A 23,883-nucleotide genomic window follows, 5' to 3' on the forward strand; every position below is an offset into this window, starting at 1 on the left:
GGCCGCTTCGTGGAGCGATACGACCTGGAGATCTTCAAGCAGACAACTGACCGTTCGGAGCTCCGCTTCACCCGTGACGGCAAGGTGGAGAAACGTGGGTTGGACCAGGCCGCCGTCGAGGCGCTCGTCGCGGCCGTCGCGCAGCACTATTCCGAGGGGTCACCGGCCCGGCGCGTTTTTGGTTCAGCCCTCTTACGCGATCTTGGTGAGCGGCTGTACCGGTTTCTGGACGGCGACGAGCGGTGGCTGAGTAATGTCTCCGAGGATCCGCGCGGTGTGGCTTTGCGTATCCTCACGGCTGAGGAGCGGCTGCGGCATCTCCCGTGGGAGCTGCTCGCTCGCGACGGCGCCTATCTCGCGGCCAGTCGGCAAAGACCTTTGCTGCCGATTCGGGCGTCGAGCCGCGTCGCGACACTGGGCGACAGCGTCACGGTTCATAACCGTCCGTTGCGCGTGCTGTTCATGGCGACCTCGCCAGAAGGAACGGAGCCGGTCCTCAACTACGAGGCCGAGGAAGCCAGGATCTTGTCGGCGACGGCCAACACGGGTACGGAGCTCGTGGTCGAGGAGAGCGGGACGCTGGAGGGTCTGCGGTTCACCGCGGAATCGTACGGCGCCGGCTACTTCGACGTTCTGCATCTGAGCGGGCACGCCACCATCGATGGTCAACCAAGGTTCCTGGTGGAGAACGAACTCGGCGGGCGGGTCCTGGCGTCGGCTGACGACATCGCCCAAGCCATGTTCGGTCAGTGGCCGCGGCTGGTGTTCGTGTCGGGCTGCCTCACCGCCGGCGCGCCGGGCGAGGGAACGTTCCCGTCGATGAGTGAAAGCCTGGTCAGCGCGGGCGCACCCATGGTCCTGGGGTGGGCGCTCCCGGTCGGGGACGTGTCAGCGTCTGTGTTCGCGGCACACCTCTATCAGTTCCTCGCCGGGGGCAAACCTCTGGACCTTTCCGTGGTTCTGGCCCGGCATCAGCTCTTCGCCGTACAGAACAGCAGCTGGCATCTGCTACGCGTGTACGCCGACGCGTCACCGCTCACCCCCGTGGTGACACCGCTGAACACTTCGGGGCGGGAACGAATTCGGGTCCGCCACGCCGCCGACGAGTTCCTCGACCAGCAGACCCACCTTTCCCGGGTGGCGTCACGGGCCGACTTCGTTGGACGGCGCCGGCTCATCCAGCGTTGCCTGCGCATCCTGAAACAGCCCCTCGGATCACCCGGGTCGGCCCAAGCGCTGGTGCTGCAGGGCATGGGCGGATTGGGCAAGAGCACCCTCGCCTCCCGGCTGCTGGAGCGGATGCCTACCCACCAGCGGGTGGTCTGGTTCGGACGGGTCGACATCACGAAGTTCCGGGAATTGACCTCGATGGTGGCGTTCGAGACCATGGCCGACCGCGACGATGCCGCGGCGGTGCTGGCCCGAGACGACGTGGATCTCACCGAGCGGCTCAAGTACCTGTTCCGCGGGCCGCTCGGCCGAATCTCGTGCCTGTTCGTGTTCGACGACTTCGAGGACGGCAACCTCGACGAACGCGACGGCGGCCACGTGCTCTCCGGGGAGATGGCCCCGATCCTTGCGGCTCTGCTGAAGGCGATCGACGACACGAACAGCCTCAGCCGGGTGATCATCACCAGCCGGTACCGTTTCCCGCAGCCGGCTGGGACCACGATGCAACTCGTACCCCTGGAAACCTTCACCAAGGTCGAACAGACCAAGAAGATCGCGAACCTGCCGAACCTGCGCCCCCAATCACCGGTCGACACCACCGTGAAGGCCCGGGCGATCGCAGCGGCCAGCGGCAACCCCCGCCTGCTCGACTGGCTCGACAAGATCATCGCCGACACCGGCCTGGACGTCCCCGCTCTCATCGCGGCGATCGAAGACAAGGCTGCCGAGTTCCGGGAGAGCATCTTCGCCGAGAAACTACTCGGCACCCAGCCGATCGAGCTGCAGACAATGCTTGCCCGGCTCAATGTGGTCGAACTGCCCGTTCCCCTGGCGACAGTCCACGCCGTCCACGACCACCCCGACGCGGACCGGCACATCGAACGGGCGGCTCAGCTCGGGCTGCTCGAAGAAGGCCTCGACCCGGAAACGGGCGAGCCTCGCTACTACGTCTCGAACGTTCTACGACCACTCTTCGAGCGCCTGCTCACCGCCGACGACCACCAGCAGGCGTGCGCCGCCGCCGCTCGCTCCCTCTACCAGATCTGGGTGGTCAATGACCGGCCTGGCGACCCGGCACCACTGTGATGACGACAGCAAATCGCCTGGTGGAGGTGCATCGGCTGGCGGTAGCCGGCCGGGAGGCGAGCATCGCTCGCATGGTCGGGGGTGCGCTCGGCCGGGTATGGCTGGCCCGATCCCGGTTCGCCGATGTCGCCCGGCTGGCCCAACACACCCTCACTTTGGGCGATGACGCCAGCGCCCACTACCAACTGGGCTGGGCACAACACTCGACTGGCTCCCCGTGGGCGGCGCTGGATTCCTACGCCCGGGCCCTCAAGCTTTACCAAACCGCCGAAGACCACGGCAATGAAGCAGTCACCCTCAGCAATATCGGCTTGGTCTACGACGGGCTGGGTGACAGGCGGCGGGCCCTGACCTACTACGAGCAGGCCCTGCTCATCCTGCGGGAGGTCGGTGACCGGGCCGGGGAAGCCGCCACCTTCAACAATATCGGCTTGGTCTACGACGGGCTGGGTGACAGGCGGCGGGCCCTGACCTACTACGAGCAGGCCCTGCTCATCCTGCGGGAGGTCGGTGACCTGGGCGGGGAAGCCGCCACCCTCAACAATATCGGCCTGGTCTATAAGCGGCTTGGTGATCAGGAGCAAGCCCTGTCCTACTACGAGCAGGCCCTGCTCATCCTGCGGGAGGTCGGCGACAGAGCCGGGGAAGCCACCACCCTGAGCAACATCGGCGGTGCCTACCACGGGCTGCATGACCGGGAGCAAGCCCTCTCCTACTACGAGCAGGCCCTGCCCATCACGCGGGAAGTCGGTGACCGGGTTGGGGAAGCCACCATCCTCAACAACATCGGCGGTGTCCACCTCGGGATGGGCGACCGGGAGCAAGCCCTCTCCTACTACGAGCAGGCGCTGCCCATCCGGCGCGAGGTCGGTGACCGGGCCGGGGAAGCCGCCACCCTCAACAACATCGGCATGGTCTACAACGGGCTGGGTGACCAGCAGCGGGCCCTTGGCTACTACGAGCAGGTCCTGCCTATCTTGCGGGAGGTCGGCGATCGGTTCGGGGAAGCGGTCACCCGGTACAACCTGGCGATGATCTATCGGCGGGGTGGTGAGCTCGATCGGGCTGTCGTAGAGCTGGAGCAGGTGGTGGGTCTTGACCGGCAGGTCGGTCATCCTGATCTGGAGTCTGACACCGCCATGCTGGAGCAGGTCCGGCGTGAGCAGGAGCAGGGCGGTTCAGCTGCGGGGGCTGGGTCGGCGTGACGTCGACGGCGCGGTGGGTGGAGGTGCATCGGCTGGCGGTAGCCGGCCGGGAGGCGAGCATCGCTCGTAGGGTTGGGGGTGGGCTGGGCCGGGTGTGGCTGGCCCGGTCCCGGTTCGCCGATGTCGCCCGGCTGGCCGAACACACCCTCACTTTGGGTGATGACGCCAGTGCCCATTACCAACGGGGGTGGGCGCAACACTCGACCGGCTCTCCGTGGGCGGCGCTGGAGTCCTACGCCCGGGCCTTGGAGCTCTACCAAATCGCCGACGACCGCGGCAATGAAGCAGCCACCCTCAGCAACATCGGCGGCGTCTACGACGGGCTGGGTGACAGGCAGCAGGCCCTCACCTACTTCGAGCAGGCTTTGCCCATCCTGCGGGAGGTCGGTAACCGGGCCGGGGAAGCCGCCACCCTCAACAACATCGGCGCCGTCTACAACGGGCTGGGTGATCGGCAGCAGGCCCTCAGCTACTACGAGCGGTCTCTGCCCATTCGGCGGGAGGTTGGCGACCGGGCCGGGGAAGCTGCCACCCTCAACAACATCGGCCTGGTCCACAACGGGCTGGGTGATCGGCAGCAGGCCCTCAGCTACTACGAGCGGGCCCTGCTCCTCTTGCGGGAGGTCGGCGACCGCGCCGGGGAAGCCACCACCCTCAACAACATCGGCCTGGTCCACAACGGGCTGGGTGATCGGCAGCAGGCCCTCAGCTACTACGAGCAGGCCCTGCCCATTCGGCGGGAGGTCGGCGACCGCGCCGGGGAAGCCGCCACCCTCAACAACATCGGCCTGGTCTACGACATGTGGGGTGACCGGCAGCGAGCCCTTTCCTACTTCGAGCAGGCCTTGCTCCTCCTTCGGGAGGTCGGCGATCGGGCCGGTGAGGCGGTCACCAGGTTCAACATGGCGATGATCTATCGGCGGGAAGGTGAGCTCGATCGGGCTGTCGTAGAGCTGGAGCAGGTGGTGGATCTTGACCGGCAGGTCGGTCATCCTGATCTGGAGTCTGACACCGCCATGCTGAATCAGGTCCGGCGTGAGCAGGAGCAGGGCGGTTCAGCTGCCGGGGTCGGGTCGGCGTGACGTCGACGGCGCGGTGGGTCGAGGTGCACCGGCCGGCGGTAGGCGGCCGGGAGGCGAGCATCGCTCGTAGGGTCGGGAGATCGCGAGCGTGGCGGCGAACCGCTCATTACGGTCCGAGCAACCGGGGGAGCGCGGAAAGCAGACCAGCGCACCCGCACGACAGACCGACGATCAGCGCCCCCGCGACGACGATCCTGGCGGTGCGAGGAGCCAGCGCTTCGACCACGACCGAACCCTAGGGTGGCCGGATCCAACTCGACGCACGTCAGGTGAGGGACGACTGCCGCGTCAGTGCGACACCGATGGGGCGGCTTGTGTGGTCAGCTCAGGCGGCGGTAGCGGCGGCGCGCAATGCCGGCGGGGTTGATCGCGAACACCCTGGCCGCGATGCTGGGGGCGTGGAGTACGTGTCCCGAGCGCCGCGGCCACCGCTGGACGAGCTGATCGACGACCTCTACTACCTGGAGGGCGCGCCGCCGTACGCCCGGCTGACGCTGCCGGCCAGTCCGGCGGCGTTCCTCATCGTCAACCTCGGGCCGCCGTTCCGGATCCGCGCCGGCGCCGACATCGAGGCGGCCGAGTACGCCGACGGATGCGTGGTCACCATGCCCACCCGCGCGCTGGAGTTCGGCTACCCGCCCCGGACCCGGTCCGTCGGCGTGCACTTCAAGACGTGGGGGCCGGCGCCGTTCCTGCCCATGCCCGCGGCCGAGCTGTGCGATCGGCCGGTGACGTTGGAGCAGGTCTGGGGTCGGCCCGCCGTCGCCGAGCTGCGGGACCGGCTGGCCACGGCCGGGGGACCGCGCGAGATGCTGACGCTGCTCGAGGAGGAGCTGATGCGGCGGCTGGGCGAGACCGCCGGCCTGGGGCTGGTACGGCACACGAGCCGGGTCATCGCTGCGACCAGCGGGGCGGTGGCCATCGACGACCTGAGGGTTTCAGCCGGTGTCAGCAGCACTCACCTGGCCCAGCGGTTCAAGGAGCTCGTCGGTGTCACGCCGAAGCGGTTGGCCCGCAGCCACCGCTTCGCCGCCACCGTGTTCTCGATCAATCCCGCCGAACCGGTCGACTGGGCCGATCTCGCCAGTGGCGCCGGCTATTTCGATCAGGCCCATTTCGGCCATGAGTTCCGGGCGTTCACCGGGCTCACCCCTACGCGGTATGTCGAGGTCCGGCGGCGGTTCATGCGCGAGCATCCCGGGCACGTGCTGGACGGCTGGCCGCTGCCGGCCGATTGATTTCTTACAAGAGCGGCAGCCCGTGACCCGCTAATTTGGGGGCATCCCCAAGCAGAGGAGAGTCCTGTGGGCAAAGTGGTCATGTACAGCTCGGTGTCGGTGGACGGCTTCATCGCGGACGAGAATGACCAGCCCGGACCGTTGTTCGACTGGTTGACCAGCGGTGACGTCCCGTTGGACGAGAGTGGCGTGCTGAAGGTGTCGCAGGCCTCCTACGACCACACCCGGGCGTACTGGGCCGAGATCGGGGTGACCATCGCCGGCCGCCACGTCTTCTACATGACGGACGGCTGGGACGGGAAGCCGCCGAGCGGGATCGACCACGTGGTTGTCGTGACGCACCGGCCGGCGCCTGAGGGCTGGGACCACGCGGCGCCGTTTCACTTCGTCGACGGGGTCGAGGCCGCCGTGGCCAAGGCGCAGGAGCTTGCGGGTGACCGTTTGGTCGAGGTCGCCGCCGGTGACGTCGGTGGCCAGGCGCTTGCCGCGGGCCTGGTCGATGAGGTGCGGATGGACGTCGTGCCCGTCGTGTTCGGGTCCGGCAAACGCTTCTTCGGGTCGGTCGACGCGCAGCAGCTGCTGGCGGACCCGGACGTGGTGATCCAGGGTGACCGGGTGCTGCACCTGCGCTACCAGGTGCGCCGTTGACCGGGTCCGCCAAAAGCCGCGTACCTGTTCAGCCGCGCAGCTTGTCCCGCAGCTGGACCAGCCGCTTGCGCAGTGGCTTCGGGAGCTTGCGGCCCAAGCTGTACAGCAGCTCCTTCGGCCGGGACCGCTCGTAGACGAACTCATACGTCGGCGTGGCGTTGAAGACCCGGCCGGTCGGGCGGTAGCCGTACGGCTTCAGCGCCGCCTCGATCGTGGCGCGTTCCGGCTCGCCGAAGGCTTCGGCGAAGACGATCGGGTGGTGGCCGCGGAGGATGCGGCGGGCGCCTTTCAGCACCTGCTCCTCCATGCCTTCCACGTCGATCTTCAGGACGACGACCTTGCCGCGGACGACCTTGTCCAGGGGTACGACGTCGAAGTGCTCCCAGACCCCGTCCAGGAACGACTTGGCCTGTCCGGGCTCGCTGCCCAGGCCGACGTGGTGCACCGTCACCTTGCTGGTGAGGTCGTTCACGTCGACGTTCATCTGGGTCCACCCGGCGCAGCGCTCGCGGGGGTCGAAGGCGTGCACGTGAGTCGACGGGCAGTACATCCCGAACCAGACCGTGTGGGTGCCCAGGCAGGAGCCGGCGTCCACGTACACACCGCGCTTGTTCAGGGTGCGGATGTAGTCCAGGAACTTCTGCTCGTAGAACTGGTTGGTGAAGAACGGCTTGTAGAGGGTGGGCGGGGCATCCGGCGGCCACGGTGACATGTCGAAGCGGCTGGTGATGCCGTGTCGTTTGACGGTGATCATCGGCTCTGCCGTTGGATCCATGCGACTACCCTGTCTGTTTGCGGAGCCCGCCGACATCACGGGGCTTACGCCTGTCGGTTGTCCATCGGCATCCTTTACCGGGAGCGATGAAAATACTACTGGTCATCGGGTGGGACTTTCCCAGTTGAAGCAGACGGCGTGGCGCATTCCGCGGCAGCGCACAAGGGAGCGGGTGACGGCGAGCGGGATCCCGCCGCCGCGGCCGCCGACGCGCCGTCGCCCGTACCGGAAAGTGCTTGTCGCCCTGGGGGTCGTCGCGCTGCTGGCGCAGATGGCCTTTGTGATGGTCACCGCGGCGCGGCAGCAGTCACAGACCGCGGACGAGGGTGTGTACATCGCCGCGGCCGTCATCTACCTGCGGCATCACGAGCTGCGCTACAACCCCGAACATCCGCCGCTGGCCAAGCTGGTGATGGCCGCCGGCCTCGCTTTCGCCGATGCGCGCATCGATGCGGGCCCGGACAAGAATCAATATCAGGCCGGGACGGATGTGCTCTACGAGCACGGCAACGGGGCCCAGCGCATTCTCTGGTACGCCCGGCTGCCGATGATCGTACTGACGCTGCTGTTCGGGCTGATGGTTTTCGCGTTCGCCCGCGACATCACCGGATCGGGTGGGGGTCTGCTGGCGCTCGCGTTGTACGCGTTCTCGCCGGACGTGATCACGTACGGCTCGCTGGCCGGGGTCGACCTCCCCGCAGCCGGCTTTGTGCTGGCCGCCGCCTGGCTGGTCTGGCGGATGAGGCGCCATCCGTGGGTGTATCTGGCCCCGGCCGGGCTGGCCCTCGGAGCCGCACCGGCCACGAAGATGAACACGCTCGTCGTGGTGCCGGTCCTGTTGCTGCTGGCCGCCGTGTCCGCGTGGCACGCCCAGCCGGGCCTGCGGCGCGTGCCCCGGCTGCTGACCGCGGTCGCCGCCATGGTCGGCGTCGGCGTCGTGGCCGTCGCAACGGTATGGCTCACCTATCTGATCGTTGATACGCGGCTGCACTGGGTGGCGCCGCCCGACCTGCCGGTGATCAACGGGACGGTCGGTCACCTTGTCGACTGGCTGCCGTTCCCGCGCGCCTACGGGGACGGGCTGCGCGTCCAGCTCGGACTGGAGGACCGGGATTGGGGCGGCTTCCTGCTGGGCGACACGTACTCGCGGCACCGCTGGTACTACCTGCCGGCCGCGCTGCTGATCAAGACGCCGCTGGGCATGCTGGCCCTGTGGCTGGCCGGCACCGTAACGATGCTCGCGGTGCGCCGGTTGCGGCCGGCGGCGCTCTACGTGCTGCTGCCGACGGTAGTGCTGCTGGTGGCGGCCATGCAGGGCAGCCGGGACTGGGGCGTGCGCTACGCCATCTTCGTACCGGTGCTGCTGGCCGTGGCGGCAGCTGCTGTCACCGCCGTCCGGTGGCGGTGGGTGCAGGCGGTCGCGGTCCTGCTGGTGGCCTTCGTCGCCGTCAGTTCGGTGCGCGCCTTCCCCTACTACCTGCCTTACTCGAACGAGGCCTTCGGCGGTCCGGCGAAGACCTACCTGCGACTGGGTTCGTCCAACGTGGACTGGTATCAGGACCTGTACCGGCTCGCCCTGCACCTCCAGGAGCGGTATCCGGGTGAACGGGTCTGGCTGGTGCACCGCAACCGGGCCATGGCCGGCTACTACGGCATCGACGCCGGGGATCCGCTGAAGGTGCCGCCGTCGGAGGTCAGCGGCCTGCTCGCGATATCGGTGACCCAGCTGACCAATCTGACGCCCCAGCTCCGGGAGCTCGTTGCCCGGGGCGTCCGCATCGACCAGGTCGGCCACTCGATCTTCATCTACCGGGTGCCGCCGGCCCGCTGAAGTCCAGGTGGCCGCGCAGGACGGCCCGGGTGTACGCGGTGATCGTGAAACCGTCCTTGATCGACTCGTCGCGGATCAGGCCGGCCAGCTCCTCCGGGGACACCTCCCGGATCTCGGTGATGCCTTCCTCGCGGACGGCCGCGGCGGTCATCCCGGTGTCCGGGTAGATCGTGCCCAGCTCGTGCAGCTTGGCCGCCTCGACGCCGATCTCGTCGCGCAACTCGCGCCGGGCGTCGTCGGCCGGGTCGGTGCCGGGCATCCCGAAACCGCGCGGCAGCTCCCACTGCCAGTTCCGGGTCGCGTGCCGGAAGTGGCGGACGAGCACCACGCGTCCGTTGTGGACCGGCAGGATGACCACTCCGGCCGCGTTGCCGGCCGGCACCAACCGGATGTACGTGCCGAGGTCGCCGCTCGGGCGCCGCACGCTCGGCGCGGAGAACGTCCCGGAGAGCGACCGCGAGCTGAGCCAGTGGACGCTGGAGCAGCTCCAGGCCGAGGAGAACTACCTGGAGTCGGCCCGGCTCAAGGCGACCGAGGTGGGGGAGCAGGCAGCGGCGGCGGTCGCCGGGTCGCTGCAGCGTGGCCTCGACCGTGTGCTGCTCGCCCAGTCCAGCGCGCTGAGCGCGATCGCCCTGGCCTTCACCGCGGCGCAGACCCTGGAGTACAAGCCGCCGATCCCGGACCGGACCTACGGACCGCTGGTCGCGCTGGTCGCGGCTATCGCTCTGGCCCTGCCGGTGACCGTGGTCCGCTGGTGGCGCGGCGGCGGCCTCGACCGGGAACGCTCGATCGTGGACGTGACCAGCGCGGGCCTGACCGGCGCGGCGGTGGCCTGGCTGATCGAGACCCGGTTCACCGACGACCAGCCGTGGCTGGCGGTCGGCTGCGCGGTGGGCGCCGGTGCACTGGCGGCCGCGTTCGCCTGGTGGCGGGTGAGAAAGCTGATCCGCGCCGCCGCCGCGACGTCATCGCTCGCCGGTGGCAGATCAGCGGCCTCAGCCGAATCGGGCCCCTAGTCCGCCGAGGCCGCCGACGTCCGTGTGTTTGCCGCACCGCCGGCAGACCTTCAGGTTCGGGTCCTGCGTATCGTGCCGCCGAACCCATGAATGCCACCCGAGCCGGCACTTCCAGGGCTTGCTCATGCCCTCCGACGCTACGCTCGTTCCAGCCGGCCGGCGGACGCTGTCTACCGAGGGGGCAGGAAGTCCGTCACGGGCATTTCCGCGAACGCCAGGCGGGCCTGGACGGCTTGCCGGTCCGCCTGGACGAGAGCGTCACGGCTGACGGACGGGTCCACGAACGATCCCCGGCTGCGCCGATCGCGCCAGGCGACGGACCCGGCCACCATGGCGATCGCTGCGGCGATACCGGCCAGGAAGATCAAGAGTGTCATGCCCTCACGGTAGGTGATGACCGCCACACGCTCTGAAGGGGCGACAGGACGATGAAATTCAGTTTCTGCCCCGACCCGACTCCTGCGGACTGGCTCGTCCGGTCCGGGGCGCCAGACCTGCGACTGATCACGTTCGGGCCGGCGGGTTTCGAGGCGTACGCCCGCCTTCGCTACATTCCCGACCCGGTCCGGCTCGGTCAGGAGGAGGCCGACGCCGACGTTCCCGACGATCATCCGTCGGACATCGCGCAGGCGCGGCGGACGTTGCACCGGCTCGCGCCGTTCACGAACACCCCGGACGAGTGCTACTTCTGCGTCTGGGAGGGCTACTCCGACATCCCGCTCCCGCCGGAGGCGCGCCTGATTGACCTACCCCATCGGCGCTTCGCCCTGTTCCGGAGCCGGCTGCGGGACATCGATCACTGGGAGGCCGACTTCGGCGGCGGGCAGCCCATCGCGCCGCCGGCGTTTGTCTGGCCGGCTGATCAGCGCTGGTGCTTCACGAGTGACGTCGACCCGCACTGGGCCGGGATCGGCGCCGAGCGGGCGGCCGTCGACGCCCTGGTCGCTGACCCGCGGCTCGACGTCGTCGCGGCCGATCCGGCGGAAAGCCAGCCCCGGTACTACTAGACGAGTAAGTCCTAACTGAGTCAGTGGTCGTAAGCGATCAAGGACCTGGTCAAGGGTTGGCCGGTGGCGCGGTTGTGCCAGATCGCGGCGGTCATGGCGAGGAGGCGTTGCGCGATGCGGGCACCGACGCCTTCGATGCTGCGGCCGCCGTGCAGCTCCAGGTCGAGCTGGCCTTTCAACGTGTCGTTGACCGATTCGATCAACTGCCGGACGGGTTTGAGTAGGTGCTCGCCAGGGTGTGCAGTCCGGTTGCGGTAGGAAGGGCGCAGTAGCCGGGCTCCGCGATCAGCGAGCCAACGGTCAAGTTCGGCGGAGACATAGCCTTTGTCCGCGATGATCAGCTGTCCCGGCCGGGCCTCGAGCAGGCTGGGGTCGTCTTCCAGGGCAGCGGTTAAGACCTGGCGTTCGTCGGTCTTCGCGGTCGCCAGGGACCAGGCGATCGGCAGGCCCGAGGGTGTGCAGATCAGATGTAGGCGCAGCCCCCAGAAGAACCGGGAGTGTGAGGCGCAGTAGCCGTAGCCGGCCCAGCCGGCCAGCTCGGAGCGTTTCGCCGTGGGCCGGGACCGGCCGCACTCGACCGGGGTGGAGTCGGTGACCCATACGTCGTCGTGCCACAGGTCAGTGTCCGAAGCGACCAGCCGGATAGCCTTCTTGAGTAGCGGCAGCGCGGCCCGCAGGCGCTTGTTGTAGCCGGACTGACCGGGCAGATACGGGAACGCGCCGGGCAGATGCTTGGGCAAAAACCGCAGCCACCGGGCCTCGGAACGAATCCCGAGCAGGGCCTGAGCCACCGCGATGGTCAATAGTTCGGCGTCGGACAGCTTCGGAGGACGCCCGGTCCGACGACGCTTCCCGAGCCAGTCGTCGATCTTCACGTAGAGTGCGATGAGAAGGGTGTTGATGTCTGTCGTCACAAACAGATCATCGACACCCTTCACCTTTACGCGGGCCAAGCGTCCAACCGCTCAGTGCACGTGCTCAGTGCACGTGCTCAGTAGTCACGCGTACAGACCCCACCGCAGCTCACTTGCTCAACGAGTAAGGACTTACTCGTCTAGGAGCCGACGCTGCGCGCGAAGACCAGCGGAGCGTTGTCGCCGTACCCGAAAATCACCTGGCTGCCGCCCGCCCGCTCGACCGCCTCGTCCCAGCCGGCCGGCGCGGTGTCGCCGCCGGGCGTCATCCGGGGCAGCAGGAATCCTTCGTCGCCCGGGCCGTCCACGACGACCAGGGTGACGCGGTTCATCAGGGAACATTCGCCGGTCGCGGCGTGGGCGGGCACGTCGGCGGCGAGGGCGAGCACGGGTACGCCGTCACGGATCTCGAACCGTGCGGCGTCCGGCGGGAGCATGGTCGGCATCGGGCGAGTATGCCAAGACCTTCAACGCGGCATGGCCCGGGCGAGCTCCTCGCTCAGCTGCTCACCAGTTGCGCCAGGCATCGGTCAGCTCGGCTCGGTGCGGGCTTCGCCCGGCCGTCAGCGCCGTGACGTCAACGCCCGCCTCGGTCAGCACGGCGTCGATGTACTCGCACAGTTCCTCGCGCTCGCCGGTCTCGATCACCGCCTGCTGCTCGTCGATGGCGTTGAGCGCGAGCACCACCCGTTCCACCGCCGCCCACGCCGCCTCGTCCGTGACGGCCGGGAGGTCTGCGAGCTCCTGCGCGTACGCCGCCAGCACAACGTCGACCGCCGCAGTCGCCTCGGCCGGCCACAGCTCCGCGGCGTACGCCTGGTCCTGGGGGAGCTTCCCCGCCGCGACCGCCGCTTCCTGCTCGGCCACCCGGCGCTGCCACGTCTGACTCGGCCTGTCGATCATGGCCGTCAGCGTAGAGGTCAGCGGGGGCGCGGCTGGCGCATGCCCTTGCCGCCCGGGCGCATGTTCTTCGGGATCGCGCCCTTGGGCATCTGCGGGCGGGCCATCAGCGCGCCCAGCCGCTTGTCCAGGGCGTTGACGTCCTTGCCGGTCAGGTTGCGGGGCAGCTTCATCACTGTCGTGCGCAGCTTGCGGATCGACAGCTCGCCCTCGTTGGGGCCGATCATGTAGTCGTACATCGGGGCGCTGCCGATGACCTTGGACAGGCGGCGCTTCTCCTGGCCCATCAGGTTGCGGACGCGCTGCGGCTGGCCCTCGCCCAGCAGGATCACGCCGGGGCGGCCGATCACGATGTGCACCATGTCGAACTGGGTGGTGGAGCTGGCCGCCGGGCGGACCCGCCAGTCGCCGCGCATGTTCTCCATGATCGAGGCGGCCGCGCCGGGCTGGCCCTCGGCGGCGTTCATCATCGCGGTGTTCGACCGCAGGTTGAGCACGATCAGGGCGGCCAGCAGGGTGACCATGACGCCGATCGGGATCCAGATCCAGCCCAGGCCCAGGAGGACGAGTAGCACGGTCACGGCCAGCGGGATCAGCACCGCCGCGACGATCAGCGGGACGAACCACTTGTCCTGCCGCGCCGTGAACGCGAACACCTGGCCGATCTGCTTCAGGCGCTCGACGAACGACACCTTCTCCTGGGGTTTTGCCATACCCGAAAGTGTAGTGGTCAGCCGGGTGCCTTACTCGCCCAGGACCCTCAGCTGAGGCACCCGGGCGGCGAATATGGGGGACCTTCCCCATGCGGCGCCGGCACCTTCCCGCGAAGAGTCGAGGACAGCAAGGACGACCGATCGCGAGGAGTTGTGATGTTCCCGCTCAGTGACCCCGAATTCCAGCTCGACCTCCACCGCCAGCGCTCCCGGGAGTGGCGCAGCGCCGCCGCCGCGGATCACCTCGCCCACGAGGTCGCCGCGGGCCGGCACCGGCGCTCCCGGTGGCATTGGCCCACCCGCCGGCCCCCGCACGGGCAGGCGTCCGCGTAGTCATGACCGTGCTTTTCGGGGCAGGCGCGCCGGGTCCGTGGCATGACATGCTCGACGGCGTGACGGCGCAAGCCAGCAGTGAGTTCCTGGTCGGCCGGGAGGCCGATCTCGCCGTGCTGCGCGACGCCCTGAAGCGCACCCGCAACGCCGAGCCGTCGACCGTGCTGGTCGGCGGCGAGGCGGGCGTCGGCAAGACCCGCCTGGTGGAGGAGTTCTGCCGGTTGGCCACCGCGGAGGGCGCCCGGGTGCTCACCGGTCAGTGCCTGGAGCTCGGCGAGGAGGGCCTGCCCTTCGCGCCGTTCGCGGCCGCGCTGCGCCGGCTGGTGCACACCGACGGCCCCCAGGTGCTCGACGGGCGCGAGCAGGACTTCGCGCGGCTGCTGCCCGAGCTGGGCCCGCCGCCACCGGACGCCGTCGGCGAGGCCCGCCGCGGCTACCTGTTCGAGCTGGTCGCGGCCCTGTTCGACCGGCTCGCCGAGCGGCAGCCGCTGGTGCTGGTGATCGAGGACCTGCACTGGGCCGACCGCTCGACCCGGGACCTGATCGGCTTCCTGATCCGCTCCGCCCGGCTGCCGCACGTGCTGCTGCTGGCCACGTACCGCACTGATGAACTGCACCGCGGCCATCCGCTGCGGCCGTTCCTGGCCGAGCTGGACCGGGTCCGCGGCGTGCAACGCGCCGACCTGGACCGCCTCGACCGCGACGGCACCGCCGAGATGCTGGCCCACCTGCTCGGCACCGAGCCGGAGCCGCGCACGGTCGACGCCGTCCACGAGCGCGCCCAGGGCAACCCGTTCTTCATCGAGCAGTTCGCCGCGTCCGCCGACCCGACCTGCTGCGACATCCCGCACAGTCTGCGCGACCTGCTGCTGACCCGGGTCGACCAGCTCAGCGACGCTGCCCAGCGGGTGCTGCGGGTGGCCGCGGTCGGCGGCACCAAGTTCGGTCACGAGCTGCTCAGCCGGGTCGCCGGCATCGACGAGGCCGACCTGGAGTCGGCGCTGCGGGCCGTCGTCGCGGCCCAGCTGATCGTCTTCGACGCCGACGGCGGCTACGAGTTCCGGCACGCGCTGGTGCGCGAGGCCGTCCACGACGACCTGCTGCCGGGCGAGCACGCCCGGCTGCACGCCCGCTACGCGGAGGCGGTCGAGGCCGAGCCGCAGCTGGTCGCGATGGGCCGGGCCCCGGCCGAGATCGCTCATCACTGGTACGCGGCCCACGACCATCCCAAGGCCCTGACCGCGGCCCGCCGCGCGGCGCAGGCGGCCGGCCGGCGGTACGCGTACGCGGAGCAGGCCCGGCTGCTGGAGCGGGTCCTGGAGCTGTGGGAGCAGGTCCCCGAGGCGGCGCAGCTGCTCGGCGCCAGCCACCTCGACCTGCTCGAGGAGACCGGCCTGGTGGCCATCGACGCCGGCGACCACCAGCGCGCGCTCAAGCTGACCAAGGCGGCGCTGGCCGACCTGGACGTCGAGGCCGAGCCGGTGCGCGCGGCCCGGCTGCTCGTGCGGCGCAGCAAGCTGCTCTACAACGCGGGCACCAGCGACGGCGCGGCGGAGGCCCGGGAGGCATACCGCCTGCTCCGCGCGGCGCCGCCGTCGCAGGAACGGGTCACGCTGATCGCCGACGTCGCGTACGCGCTCGGCGGGGTCGACGACGAGGAGGCCGGCCGGGTCGCCGAGGAGGCCATGGCCGCCGCTCGCGAGATCGGCGACGTGTCCGCGCAGGTGTCCGCGACCATCACGTACGGCCAGGTGTGCGGCGGCCGGTTGTCGGCCGTGGAGGCGCTGCCCGCGATGCAGGCCGCCGCGGTACGCGCCCGCGAGACCGGCGACCTGCCCAACCTCGCCCGCGCGCTGGTCAACGTCTCCGACACCCTGTTCGAGCTGGGCCGCTACGAGGAGTCCGCGGCCACGGCGGCCGAGGGCGTGCCGTACGCGGACCGGGTGGGGGTGCACCGCACCACCGGGGTGTTCCTGCTGGCCAACAACGCCGAGGCGCTGATGGCCCTGGGCCGCTGGGACGAGGCTGACGCCCGGTGCGCCGAGGCCGCGCGCCTCGATCCGCCCGGCACGCTGGCGCTGCCGTGGATGCGGCTGCGGACCGCGCTGCGGCTGGCCCGCGGGCACGAGGGCGCCGAGCCGCTGGCCCACCGGGCGATTGCGTTCCTCGGGCGCCAGTTCCTGCACCGGGAGAACAAGCTGTCCCTGCTGGAGCTGCGCATCTCGCTCGCCCGGCACACCGGCGACCCGGCGGCGGCGCTCACCGCGGCCCGGGCGGCGGTGGAGGAGCCGACGCTCGCCGACCGCCCCCGCTACGGCTGGCCCCTGCTCGCCGTCGCGGCCACGGCCGCCAGTGAGTCGGCCGACGACCAACTGGCCGCCCGGATCAGGCAACTCGCCGGGGCGATGCCGCAGCGCTATCCGAGCGACCGCGCGTACGCGACGCAGCTCGCCGCCACGCTGACCGGCCGGCCGGAGCTGTGGCGCGAGGCGGTGGCCGCGTGGCGGGTCGACGGTCAGCGCTATCCGCTGGCGGTGGCGCTGTTGGGGCTGGCCACTGCCGCGGCCGGGGCCGGCGACCGCCCGGGCGCGGCGGAAGCGGTCGAGGAGGTGGCCGCGGTGGCGGGTGCGCTGGGCGCCCGGCCGCTGGCGGAGGCCGCGGACACCCTGGCCCGCCGGATCGGCCTGCGCTCGGCGGCACATCCGGCTGTCACGGGTACGGAGACACTGACCGACCGGGAACGCGAGGTGCTGCGGCTGGTGGCCGAGGGGCTGAGCAACAGCGGCATCGCCAAGCAGCTCTACATCTCGCCGAAGACGGCCAGCGTGCACGTCTCCCGGATCATCGCGAAGCTGGCGGTGGCGAGCCGCGGCGAGGCCGCCGCGGTCGCGCACCGCCTGGGACTGCTCGACGACTGACGGCTCAGCGCCGGGCCAGCCACGCCGCGACCCCGGAGACCCACAGCAGCGCGGTGATCGCGCCGACCGCCAGGGTCAGGGAGCCAGCGGCGCCACCGCTCATCGCCCACAGGTCGCCGGCCAGCAGCGCCGTGCCGGCCACCGCGGACCCCACGGCGGCGGCCCGCTGCCCCGCGCGGCCGAAGTGCCGGGCCAGCACGTAACAGGCGGCGATCGACGCCGCGAAGGCGACCGTGCCGGCGGCCATGTGGCCGTAACTGTGCCAGCTGAGCGTCGCGGGCATCCCGTACGGTGTGCCGGCCGGGAAGCCGTCCGCGGGGTCCATGGTGAAGACGCCGGCGGCGAACATGCCGGCCCCGTTCGCCGCGACCAGCCGGGGCAGCCACCGGCTCGGCAGGGCCCGTCGCAGCCCGGCCGCCCCGATCATGGTCAGCACGCCGGCGACGACGAAGTTGGTGATCTGCAACCAGCCGAGCGAGCCGTTGCTGAGCACGCTGAGCGGATGCCGGGTCAGGTCGAAGCCGTCCCGGGTGGCGGCCTGGGCGAGAGCGACGGCCGCCCACAGCGGCCCGCCGACGGCGGCGCAGGTGAGCAGGGCCCGGGTGCGGGTGGTGGCGGTGACATTCACGGTACGGGCGGCGAGCGTGGTCATGGTCTGAGCCTCTCTGCGATTCGTAAGCTGCGGTTCTTGCCGCTACGTCGGTTCCGCGATGTGACAGGGAATGGTTCCATTACCTGTCACATGGATCGTTCGACGCTGGTGCACACGGCAACCACCGAGAACGGAGCAAGAAATGCGCTACCTGATGACGACCCGCCCCACCGAGCAGTCCGCCGACGAGAACCTGTACGCCGAGATGGGCAAGTTCATCGAGGAGCTGACCGCGGCCGGGGTCCTGCTGGCCACCGGCGGCCTGGAGCCCGGCGGCGTCCGGGTCACCTCGGTCGGCGACGAGATCACCGTGACCGACGGGCCGTTCACCGAGGCCAAGGAAGCGGTGGCCGGCTTCGCCCTGATCGAGGCCCGCTCCCGCGAGGAGGCCATCGAGCTGGCCCGCCGTTTCCGCCGCATCGTCGGTGACGGCGAGAGCGTCATCCAGCAGGTTTTCGGCCCGTGACCCGGCCGCCGAGCACCGCCGGCCCGGCCCCCGGGCCGGCGGTGACCGACGTCCACGCCCGCATCAACGCGGTCGTCAAACTCGAGTCGGCCCGGATCGTGGCGGCGCTGATGCGCGTCGTGCACGACGTGGGGCTGGCCGAGGAACTGGCCCAGGACGCGGTCGTCGCCGCCCTCGAACAGTGGCCGGCTGCCGGCGTACCGGAAAATCCCGGCGCCTGGCTGACGGCGATCGCCAAACGCCGGGCCGTCGACCACATCCGCCGGTCCCGCCTGCACGACCGCAAGGCCGAGCAGTACGCCCGCGAGCACGACCAGCCCCCGGACCTCTCCGCGGAACGCGACGACGTTCTGCGGCTGATGTTCATCTCTTGCCACCCGGTGCTGCCCACCGAGCAGCGCGCCGCCCTGACCCTGCGCGTGGTCGGCGGCCTGACCGCCGCCGAGATCGCCCGCGCATTCCTGATCACCGAGCCGGCCGTGGCCCGCCGCATCGCCACGGCGAAACGCACCCTGGCCGAGGCCGGCGTGCCGTTCGCCCTGCCGGAGGCGGACGACCTGGCCGCCCGGCTGTCCTCGGTCCTCGAGGTCATCTACCTGATCTTCAACGAGGGCTACTCGGCCAGCTCGGGCGACGACCTGATCCGCCCGGCCCTGGGCCAGGAGGCGCTGCGCCTGGGTCGCCTGCTCGCCGACCTCGCACCGCACGAGGCCGAGGTGCACGGCCTGGTCGCGCTGATGGAGATCCAGGCATCCCGCTCGGCGGCCCGCACCGGCCCGGCCGGCGAACCGATCCAGCTGCACGAGCAGAACCGCGGCCGCTGGGACCAGCTCCTGATCCGGCGCGGCTTCACCGCGATGCTCCGGGCCCGGGAGATCGGCGGTACGCCAGGACCGTACGTCCTGCAGGCGGCAATCGCGATCTGTCACGCCCAGGCCCGCACGGCTGCGGACACCGACTGGGTGCAGATCGCCGCCCTCTACCGGGCGCTGGCCGCGCTGCTGCCGACGCCGATCGTCCAGCTGAACCGGGCGGTGGCCGTGGGGATGGCCGAGGGGCCGCAGGCTGGGCTCGACCTGGCGAATGCGCTGCTGGTCGACCCGGCGTTGCGGGACTATCACCTGTTGCCGGGGGTTCGGGGTGATCTGTTGTGGCGGCTGGGTCGGGTGGGGGAGGCACGCCAGGAGTTTCTTCGCGCTGCGGGCTTGGCGCGTAACGCGGCCGAGAGTGCTTTCCTGCGCGGGCGGGCCGTGGCTGCCTTCGAGGCGGAGCCGGCGTCGGCCGCGGAGCTTGGCGCGGCGGAGTCCGTGGGCCGCACGGTCGGCGAAGCGGTGGCCGAGTTCCTGGCGCGTGATCTGGACGCGGCGACGGTGCGGTCCTACGGCCAGACGCTGACCCGGCTCTGTCGGGCTGTGGGTGCCGGGATGCCGCTGGCGTTGCTGACTGCGGAGCAGGTCAGTCAGGCGTGCGCGGCGGCCTGGGGCGACGCCGCACCCCGGACCTGGAACCGGCACGTGGCGGCGATTCGCTCCTTCAGCAGGTGGACATCAGCGACCGCTGCCGACAATTCCGCGAAGACGGCGGATATTGCGGCTGGGCTTGAACGGCGGCCGGAGACCGGGGGCCGGACCGAGGCGCTGAGTGGGCCGGCCCTGGACCGGCTATGGGTGCGCGCCGACGTAGGGCTGCGCGAGCGGACCCTGTGGCGGCTGCTGCACGAGTCAGGCGCGGGCGTCGGCGCGGTGCTCGCACTGAATGTCGAGGACCTCGATCTGGATGACCGCCGGGCCCGCAGCGGCGCCGGCTGGGTGAGCTGGCGGGCCGGCACCGCCCGGCTGCTGCCCGAGCTGCTCGCCGGGCGTACCCGTGGACCGCTCTTCCTCGCGGATCGCCGTCCGGGGCCGGCCCGGATGCCGGCGGAGGCCGACCGTTGCCCGGACACCGGCCGGGGCCGGCTCTCCTACGAGCGCGCCGAATACCTCTTCAAGCAGGCGACCGGCGCCACCCTGCGCCGGCTCAAGCCGGGCTGATCGTCAGCGGGTCGCCGCTCGCCACTCGTCCGCAGCCATCGGGTCGTAATAGCGGGTGAAGCCGCATCCCCAGGCGATGACGTCGGCCATGGTCGTCCCGCCCCAGCGGTGCTCGGCGCTGACCAGCAGGCGGGTGCCGATCCCGTACGCCGGCGCGTAGCCCGCCCAGACCAGGTAGCCGTGGGGCGAAGACATGTCGACGGTGACGGTCCCGCCGGAGCCGCCGGAGAACCACTCGTTGACGGTGAAGGTGACGCCCACGTGGGTGAGGACGCCGTTGGGGCGGTCGGAATGGGCTGGTCCGATGGCGGTCACGGTGCCGTCGAAGGTGAACGCGCGGCGGGCCAGTTCGCGCGGTGAGTAGCCGAAGGCGCAGGAGCCGTTCGCCGCATCGGGGAGTGCGCCGGTCCGCTGGGCAGCCGACGACGCAGCCAGCGGTGGCGTGGCGGTGCGTTCGGCCGGTGGTGGGTCGCTCAGGGCACCCGCGCCGACGACGGCCGCCACGGATGCGGCCACCAGGGCTCCGGCGCCCCAGGCGATCCGGGAGCGGCGGGCGTGACGAACTCGTCGGCGTGCCCCGGCGGTGAGCGCGGCGGGCCCGGGAGCGAAGGGCGCCCGGTCGGCGTCCTCGGCGAACAGCAGTCGTAGCTCGCGTTCCAGCTGGTCGGTCATGACGTCTCCTTGAGGGCGGCCGCGACGTCGCTGCCGCGCAGGGTCGCCAGGGCCCGGGAGGTGGTGGCCCGGACGGCGCTGACGGTCACCCCCATCGCCTCGGCGATGCCGGCGTCGTCCAGGTCGGCGTAGTAGCGCAGGACAAGCGCTGTCCGGGCGCGGGGAGCGAGGGTCGCCAGCACGTGGCGCAGCTGGTCACGGGCCGCCACCTCGTCGGCGGGGTCAGCCGCGCTCGGCGGCTCCCAGCCGGCCAGGTCGGTCGGCCGCTCGGTCGAGGAACGCCGCCGGTGCCAGCTCAGGTGGGCGTTGACCAGCATCCGGCGCACGTACGCGTCCGGTTCGCGGGCGGCGGCCACCTTGCGCCAGTGCCGGTACGCGTCCGCAAGCGCGGTTTGGGTCAGGTCCTCGGCCCGGTGGGCGTCACCGGTCAGCACGTACGCCAGCCGGAGCAGGGACCGGCCCTGCTCGCTCACGTACTCCTCGAACCCCACCTGCGACCTCCTCGACGCGCCTCACCAGGAGAGACGCATCGAGGCCGCGAATCCGCTGCAAAAGCGGCGGGGGTGGCTCAGCCGCGGGCGGCGAGGGCCTGCTGGTAGAGCCGGCCGGCGCGGTAGGACGAGCGGACCAGGGGGCCGCTCATGACGCCCGCGAAGCCGATCTCCTCGGCCTCCGCGTTCAGCTCGACGAACTCCTCCGGCTTCACCCAGCGCTCCACCGGGTGGTGGCGGGGGGTGGGCCGCAGATACTGCGTGATGGTGATCAGCTCGCAGCCGGCCGCGTGCAGGTCGCGCAGGGCCTGGGAGACCTCGGCGCGTTCCTCGCCCATGCCCAGGATCAGGTTGCTCTTGGTGACCAGGCCGGCCGCGCGGGCCTGGGTGATCACGTCGAGGGAGCGCTCGTAGCGGAAGCCGGGGCGGATGCGCTTGAAGATGCGGGGAACCGTCTCGACGTTGTGCGCGAGGACCTCGGGCGTCGCGCCGAAGACCTCGGCGAGCTGGTCGGGCTCCGCGTTGAAGTCGGGGATCAGCAGCTCGACGCCGCAGCCGGGCTGGAGCTTGTGGATCTGGCGGACGGTCTCCGCATAGAGCCAGGCGCCGCCGTCGGGGAGGTCGTCGCGGGCCACGCCGGTGACCGTCGCGTATTTCAGGCCCATGGTGGCGACGGACTCGCCCACGCGGCGGGGCTCGTCGGCGTCGAACTCGGCCGGCTTGCCGGTGTCGATCTGGCAGAAGTCGCAGCGGCGGGTGCACTGGTCACCGCCGATGAGGAAGGTCGCCTCGCGGTCTTCCCAACATTCGTAGATGTTGGGGCAGCCGGCCTCCTGGCAGACCGTGTGCAGACCCTCTTTTTGCACCAGGCCACGCATGTGCGTGTATTCCGGGCCCATCTTGGCTTTGACTTTGATCCACGGCGGCTTGCGCTCGATGGGAGTTTCGGCGTTGCGCGCCTCGATGCGCAGCATGCGGCGGCCCTCGGGAGCAATAGTCACAAGGCTGAGGTTACGCCGAAAGCAAGATCAACCGTTGCGGGGGCGGTGAGGCTCACACAGCAGTTTCTGTGAGTGCTCTCACGCCTGCCGGGGAAACCCGGTTTGCCGGTCGTGCGGGCGCTGTTAAGGTCCCGTCCACGGTGATGACGGAACCGAGTAGCGCCCCGATCCCGCCGGCCGAGAGAGCCACCACCAGCTGTGAAGGTGGCCCGGTGCCGGGGCGTGAAGACACTCCCGAGCCGCGCACGACAAGAGGCGCCTGAGCAAGGCGTGAAGGTGTGGTGGCACCGCGAGGATCCCGCTCGCCCACACCTCCCTGGGGCCGCGTTGCAGTCACCGAGGAGGTAAAAGCCGTGCAACGCATCCTCTCCACCGAACTGGCCCGGCACACCGGCGAGACCGTCACGGTCGCCGGCTGGGTCCACCGCCGCCGGCTGCTCAAGTCCGTGGCGTTCCTGATAGTCCGGGACGCCGCCGGGCTCACCCAGGTCGTCGTCACCGAGCCCGAGGTCCGGGCCGTGATCGAGACGCTGGGCGAGGAGTCCGTGATCGAGCTGACCGGCACGGTCACCGCGAACCCGGCCGCGCCGGCGGGGGTCGAGCTCACCGCTCCCGCTCTGCTGCGGATCCTGAACGCTGTGTCCGTACCGTTGCCTTTTGATCTGCACCGGCCCGCATTGACCGCGACCCTGCCCACCCAGCTCGACCATGCTGCTCTGTCCTTGCGGCACCCGGGCCGGGCCGGTGCTCTGCGGATCGCGGCCGCCGCGACCGCGGGCTTCCGGGCCGCGCTGGAGCAGCGGCGCTTCGTCGAGATCCACACCCCGAAGATCGTGGCGTCGACCAGTGAGTCTTCAGTCCGGTCAGGGGTGGTGGCGGGGCGGTCGGACGGGGAGTCCGGGGCGAACGTGTTCGCGCTCGACTACTTCGGCCGGCCCGCCTACCTGGCCCAGTCGCCGCAGTTCTACAAGCAGCTGATGGTCGGGGTGTTCGAGCGGGTCTACGAGGTCGGGCCGGTGTTCCGGGCCGAGCCGCACGACACGGCCCGGCACCTGGCCCAGTACACGTCGCTGGACGCGGAGCTGGGCTTCATCGCCGACCACCGCGACGTGATGGCCGTGCTCACCGAGGTGGTGGCGACGATGACCGCCACGGTGGCCGAGCGGACCGGGACCGCCGTGCCGAAGGTGCCGGCGGAGATCCCGGCGCTGCACTTCGCCGAGGCATTGCGGATCGCGGGTGCGCCGGCGGACGAGCCGGACCTGGCCCCGGCGCACGAGCGGGCGCTGGGGGAGTGGGCGCTGCGCGAGCACGGGTCGGAGTTCGTCTTCGTGACCGGCTATCCGATGCGCAAGCGACCGTTCTACACCCATCCGCAGCCGTCCGACCCTGTCTGGTCGAACAGCTTCGATCTGCTGTTTCGCGGGCTCGAGCTGGTCACCGGCGGCCAGCGGCTGCACCGCTACGCCGACTACGAGGCCGCGCTGGCCGCGCGAGGGGAGTCGGCGGAGGCTTATCGGGGCTATCTCGACGCTTTCCGGTACGGGATGCCACCGCACGGCGGCTTCGCGATCGGCCTGGAACGTTTCGTGGCCCGGCTGACCGGCGCGGCGAACGTCCGGGAGGTCACGGCCTTTCCCCGCGACCTGCACCGGGTCACGCCGTGATCGCCGCGGCCGGGCGGCGGGCGGCGCCGGCCGTCCCGTGATCCCGGCGGCGGGCAGCGCCAGGAGCA

General features: G+C 70.6%; 24 protein-coding genes. 13 read left to right on the forward strand and 11 right to left on the reverse strand.

All coding sequences use genetic code 11. The features are described from left to right. The first annotated feature begins 9 nt into the window (after nucleotides 1-9). From ACQP2Y_RS09310 to ACQP2Y_RS09330, 5 genes are all read left to right on the forward strand, one after another. Nucleotides 10-2,256, forward strand: a complete 2,247-nt coding sequence (locus ACQP2Y_RS09310; RefSeq protein WP_433726395.1) for a CHAT domain-containing protein — start codon at nucleotides 10-12, stop codon at nucleotides 2,254-2,256. A gap of 20 nt (nucleotides 2,257-2,276) precedes the next feature. Beyond that, on the forward strand, nucleotides 2,277-3,461 hold the full coding sequence (locus ACQP2Y_RS09315) for a tetratricopeptide repeat protein (RefSeq protein ID WP_433726397.1): 1,185 nt from the start codon (nucleotides 2,277-2,279) through the stop codon (nucleotides 3,459-3,461). After that, the gene (locus ACQP2Y_RS09320) at nucleotides 3,458-4,543 is read left to right on the forward strand and encodes a tetratricopeptide repeat protein (RefSeq protein ID WP_433726399.1); all 1,086 of its coding nucleotides are present in this window, start codon (nucleotides 3,458-3,460) and stop codon (nucleotides 4,541-4,543) included. Before ACQP2Y_RS09315 ends, ACQP2Y_RS09320 begins: the two co-directional genes overlap by 4 nt. Nucleotides 4,544-4,941: 398 nt before the next feature. Continuing rightward, nucleotides 4,942-5,781, forward strand: a complete 840-nt coding sequence (locus ACQP2Y_RS09325) for a helix-turn-helix domain-containing protein (RefSeq protein WP_433726401.1) — start codon at nucleotides 4,942-4,944, stop codon at nucleotides 5,779-5,781. Nucleotides 5,782-5,847: 66 nt separating this feature from the next. After that, nucleotides 5,848-6,429, forward strand: coding sequence for a dihydrofolate reductase family protein (locus tag ACQP2Y_RS09330; RefSeq protein WP_433726403.1), 582 nt, complete (start codon nucleotides 5,848-5,850; stop codon nucleotides 6,427-6,429). Between the two features lie 28 nt (nucleotides 6,430-6,457). Here ACQP2Y_RS09330 and ACQP2Y_RS09335 read toward each other — a convergent pair whose 3' ends face one another. Next, a complete protein-coding gene (locus ACQP2Y_RS09335) occupies nucleotides 6,458-7,204 on the reverse strand; it encodes an FkbM family methyltransferase (protein WP_433726405.1) in 747 nt (248 codons plus the stop codon). A gap of 232 nt (nucleotides 7,205-7,436) precedes the next feature. Between ACQP2Y_RS09335 and ACQP2Y_RS09340 the strand changes: the two genes are divergently transcribed. Further along, nucleotides 7,437-9,035 carry an ArnT family glycosyltransferase gene (locus ACQP2Y_RS09340; protein ID WP_433726407.1) on the forward strand — a complete coding sequence of 533 codons (1,599 nt, stop codon included), beginning with the start codon at nucleotides 7,437-7,439 and terminating at the stop codon, nucleotides 9,033-9,035. Here the strand turns inward: ACQP2Y_RS09340 and ACQP2Y_RS09345 are convergent. Continuing rightward, a complete protein-coding gene (locus tag ACQP2Y_RS09345) occupies nucleotides 9,007-9,363 on the reverse strand; it encodes an NUDIX hydrolase (RefSeq protein WP_433726409.1) in 357 nt (118 codons plus the stop codon). The genes ACQP2Y_RS09340 and ACQP2Y_RS09345 overlap by 29 nt on opposite strands. Before the next feature lie 22 nt (nucleotides 9,364-9,385). Between ACQP2Y_RS09345 and ACQP2Y_RS09350 the strand changes: the two genes are divergently transcribed. After that, nucleotides 9,386-10,051: a hypothetical protein gene (locus tag ACQP2Y_RS09350; protein WP_433726411.1), complete on the forward strand. Its 666-nt coding sequence runs from the start codon at nucleotides 9,386-9,388 to the stop codon at nucleotides 10,049-10,051. Nucleotides 10,052-10,221: 170 nt separating this feature from the next. Here ACQP2Y_RS09350 and ACQP2Y_RS09355 read toward each other — a convergent pair whose 3' ends face one another. After that, nucleotides 10,222-10,428: a hypothetical protein gene (locus ACQP2Y_RS09355; protein ID WP_433726413.1), complete on the reverse strand. Its 207-nt coding sequence runs from the start codon at nucleotides 10,426-10,428 to the stop codon at nucleotides 10,222-10,224. Nucleotides 10,429-10,479: 51 nt separating this feature from the next. On the opposite strand from ACQP2Y_RS09355, the gene ACQP2Y_RS09360 reads away from it, so the two are divergent. Next, on the forward strand, nucleotides 10,480-11,058 hold the full coding sequence (locus ACQP2Y_RS09360; protein ID WP_433726415.1) for a hypothetical protein: 579 nt from the start codon (nucleotides 10,480-10,482) through the stop codon (nucleotides 11,056-11,058). Nucleotides 11,059-11,078: 20 nt separating this feature from the next. On the opposite strand, the gene ACQP2Y_RS09365 is transcribed toward ACQP2Y_RS09360, so the two are convergent. The 4 genes from ACQP2Y_RS09365 to ACQP2Y_RS09380 form a co-directional block, all read right to left on the reverse strand. Then, the gene (locus ACQP2Y_RS09365; protein WP_433721220.1) at nucleotides 11,079-11,972 is read right to left on the reverse strand and encodes an IS982 family transposase; all 894 of its coding nucleotides are present in this window, start codon (nucleotides 11,970-11,972) and stop codon (nucleotides 11,079-11,081) included. Between the two features lie 140 nt (nucleotides 11,973-12,112). Further along, nucleotides 12,113-12,418 carry a hypothetical protein gene (locus ACQP2Y_RS09370; RefSeq protein WP_433726417.1) on the reverse strand — a complete coding sequence of 102 codons (306 nt, stop codon included), beginning with the start codon at nucleotides 12,416-12,418 and terminating at the stop codon, nucleotides 12,113-12,115. Between the two features lie 61 nt (nucleotides 12,419-12,479). Continuing rightward, nucleotides 12,480-12,875, reverse strand: a complete 396-nt coding sequence (locus tag ACQP2Y_RS09375; protein ID WP_433726419.1) for a hypothetical protein — start codon at nucleotides 12,873-12,875, stop codon at nucleotides 12,480-12,482. 17 nt (nucleotides 12,876-12,892) lie between these two features. Then, the gene (locus tag ACQP2Y_RS09380; RefSeq protein WP_360548290.1) at nucleotides 12,893-13,585 is read right to left on the reverse strand and encodes a DUF4191 domain-containing protein; all 693 of its coding nucleotides are present in this window, start codon (nucleotides 13,583-13,585) and stop codon (nucleotides 12,893-12,895) included. A gap of 156 nt (nucleotides 13,586-13,741) precedes the next feature. On the opposite strand from ACQP2Y_RS09380, the gene ACQP2Y_RS09385 reads away from it, so the two are divergent. After that, entirely contained in the window at nucleotides 13,742-13,918 is a 177-nt protein-coding gene (locus ACQP2Y_RS09385; protein WP_433726421.1) for a hypothetical protein, read from the forward strand. A gap of 59 nt (nucleotides 13,919-13,977) precedes the next feature. Continuing rightward, a complete protein-coding gene (locus ACQP2Y_RS09390) occupies nucleotides 13,978-16,836 on the forward strand; it encodes a helix-turn-helix transcriptional regulator (protein ID WP_433726423.1) in 2,859 nt (952 codons plus the stop codon). Nucleotides 16,837-16,840: 4 nt separating this feature from the next. Here ACQP2Y_RS09390 and ACQP2Y_RS09395 read toward each other — a convergent pair whose 3' ends face one another. Next, on the reverse strand, nucleotides 16,841-17,488 hold the full coding sequence (locus tag ACQP2Y_RS09395; protein WP_433726425.1) for a DUF998 domain-containing protein: 648 nt from the start codon (nucleotides 17,486-17,488) through the stop codon (nucleotides 16,841-16,843). A 142-nt stretch (nucleotides 17,489-17,630) separates the two neighbouring features. Between ACQP2Y_RS09395 and ACQP2Y_RS09400 the strand changes: the two genes are divergently transcribed. Then, entirely contained in the window at nucleotides 17,631-17,954 is a 324-nt protein-coding gene (locus ACQP2Y_RS09400; RefSeq protein WP_360820475.1) for a YciI family protein, read from the forward strand. Then, nucleotides 17,951-19,984, forward strand: coding sequence for a sigma-70 family RNA polymerase sigma factor (locus tag ACQP2Y_RS09405; RefSeq protein WP_433726427.1), 2,034 nt, complete (start codon nucleotides 17,951-17,953; stop codon nucleotides 19,982-19,984). Before ACQP2Y_RS09400 ends, ACQP2Y_RS09405 begins: the two co-directional genes overlap by 4 nt. Nucleotides 19,985-19,987: 3 nt before the next feature. Here ACQP2Y_RS09405 and ACQP2Y_RS09410 read toward each other — a convergent pair whose 3' ends face one another. From ACQP2Y_RS09410 to lipA, 3 genes are all read right to left on the reverse strand, one after another. Then, a complete protein-coding gene (locus ACQP2Y_RS09410; RefSeq protein ID WP_433726429.1) occupies nucleotides 19,988-20,656 on the reverse strand; it encodes a hypothetical protein in 669 nt (222 codons plus the stop codon). Next, a complete protein-coding gene (locus ACQP2Y_RS09415; RefSeq protein WP_360820466.1) occupies nucleotides 20,653-21,147 on the reverse strand; it encodes a SigE family RNA polymerase sigma factor in 495 nt (164 codons plus the stop codon). The genes ACQP2Y_RS09410 and ACQP2Y_RS09415 overlap by 4 nt, the downstream gene beginning before the upstream one ends. A gap of 77 nt (nucleotides 21,148-21,224) precedes the next feature. Continuing rightward, nucleotides 21,225-22,121, reverse strand: a complete 897-nt coding sequence (lipA, locus tag ACQP2Y_RS09420; RefSeq protein WP_360820483.1) for a lipoyl synthase — start codon at nucleotides 22,119-22,121, stop codon at nucleotides 21,225-21,227. A 380-nt stretch (nucleotides 22,122-22,501) separates the two neighbouring features. On the opposite strand from lipA, the gene aspS reads away from it, so the two are divergent. Continuing rightward, on the forward strand, nucleotides 22,502-23,815 hold the full coding sequence (gene aspS, locus ACQP2Y_RS09425) for an aspartate--tRNA(Asn) ligase (protein ID WP_433726431.1): 1,314 nt from the start codon (nucleotides 22,502-22,504) through the stop codon (nucleotides 23,813-23,815). The last annotated feature ends 68 nt before the right edge of the window (nucleotides 23,816-23,883 follow it).

Source organism: Actinoplanes sp. CA-051413 (genome assembly GCF_050955795.1).
GTDB lineage: Bacteria > Actinomycetota > Actinomycetes > Mycobacteriales > Micromonosporaceae > Actinoplanes.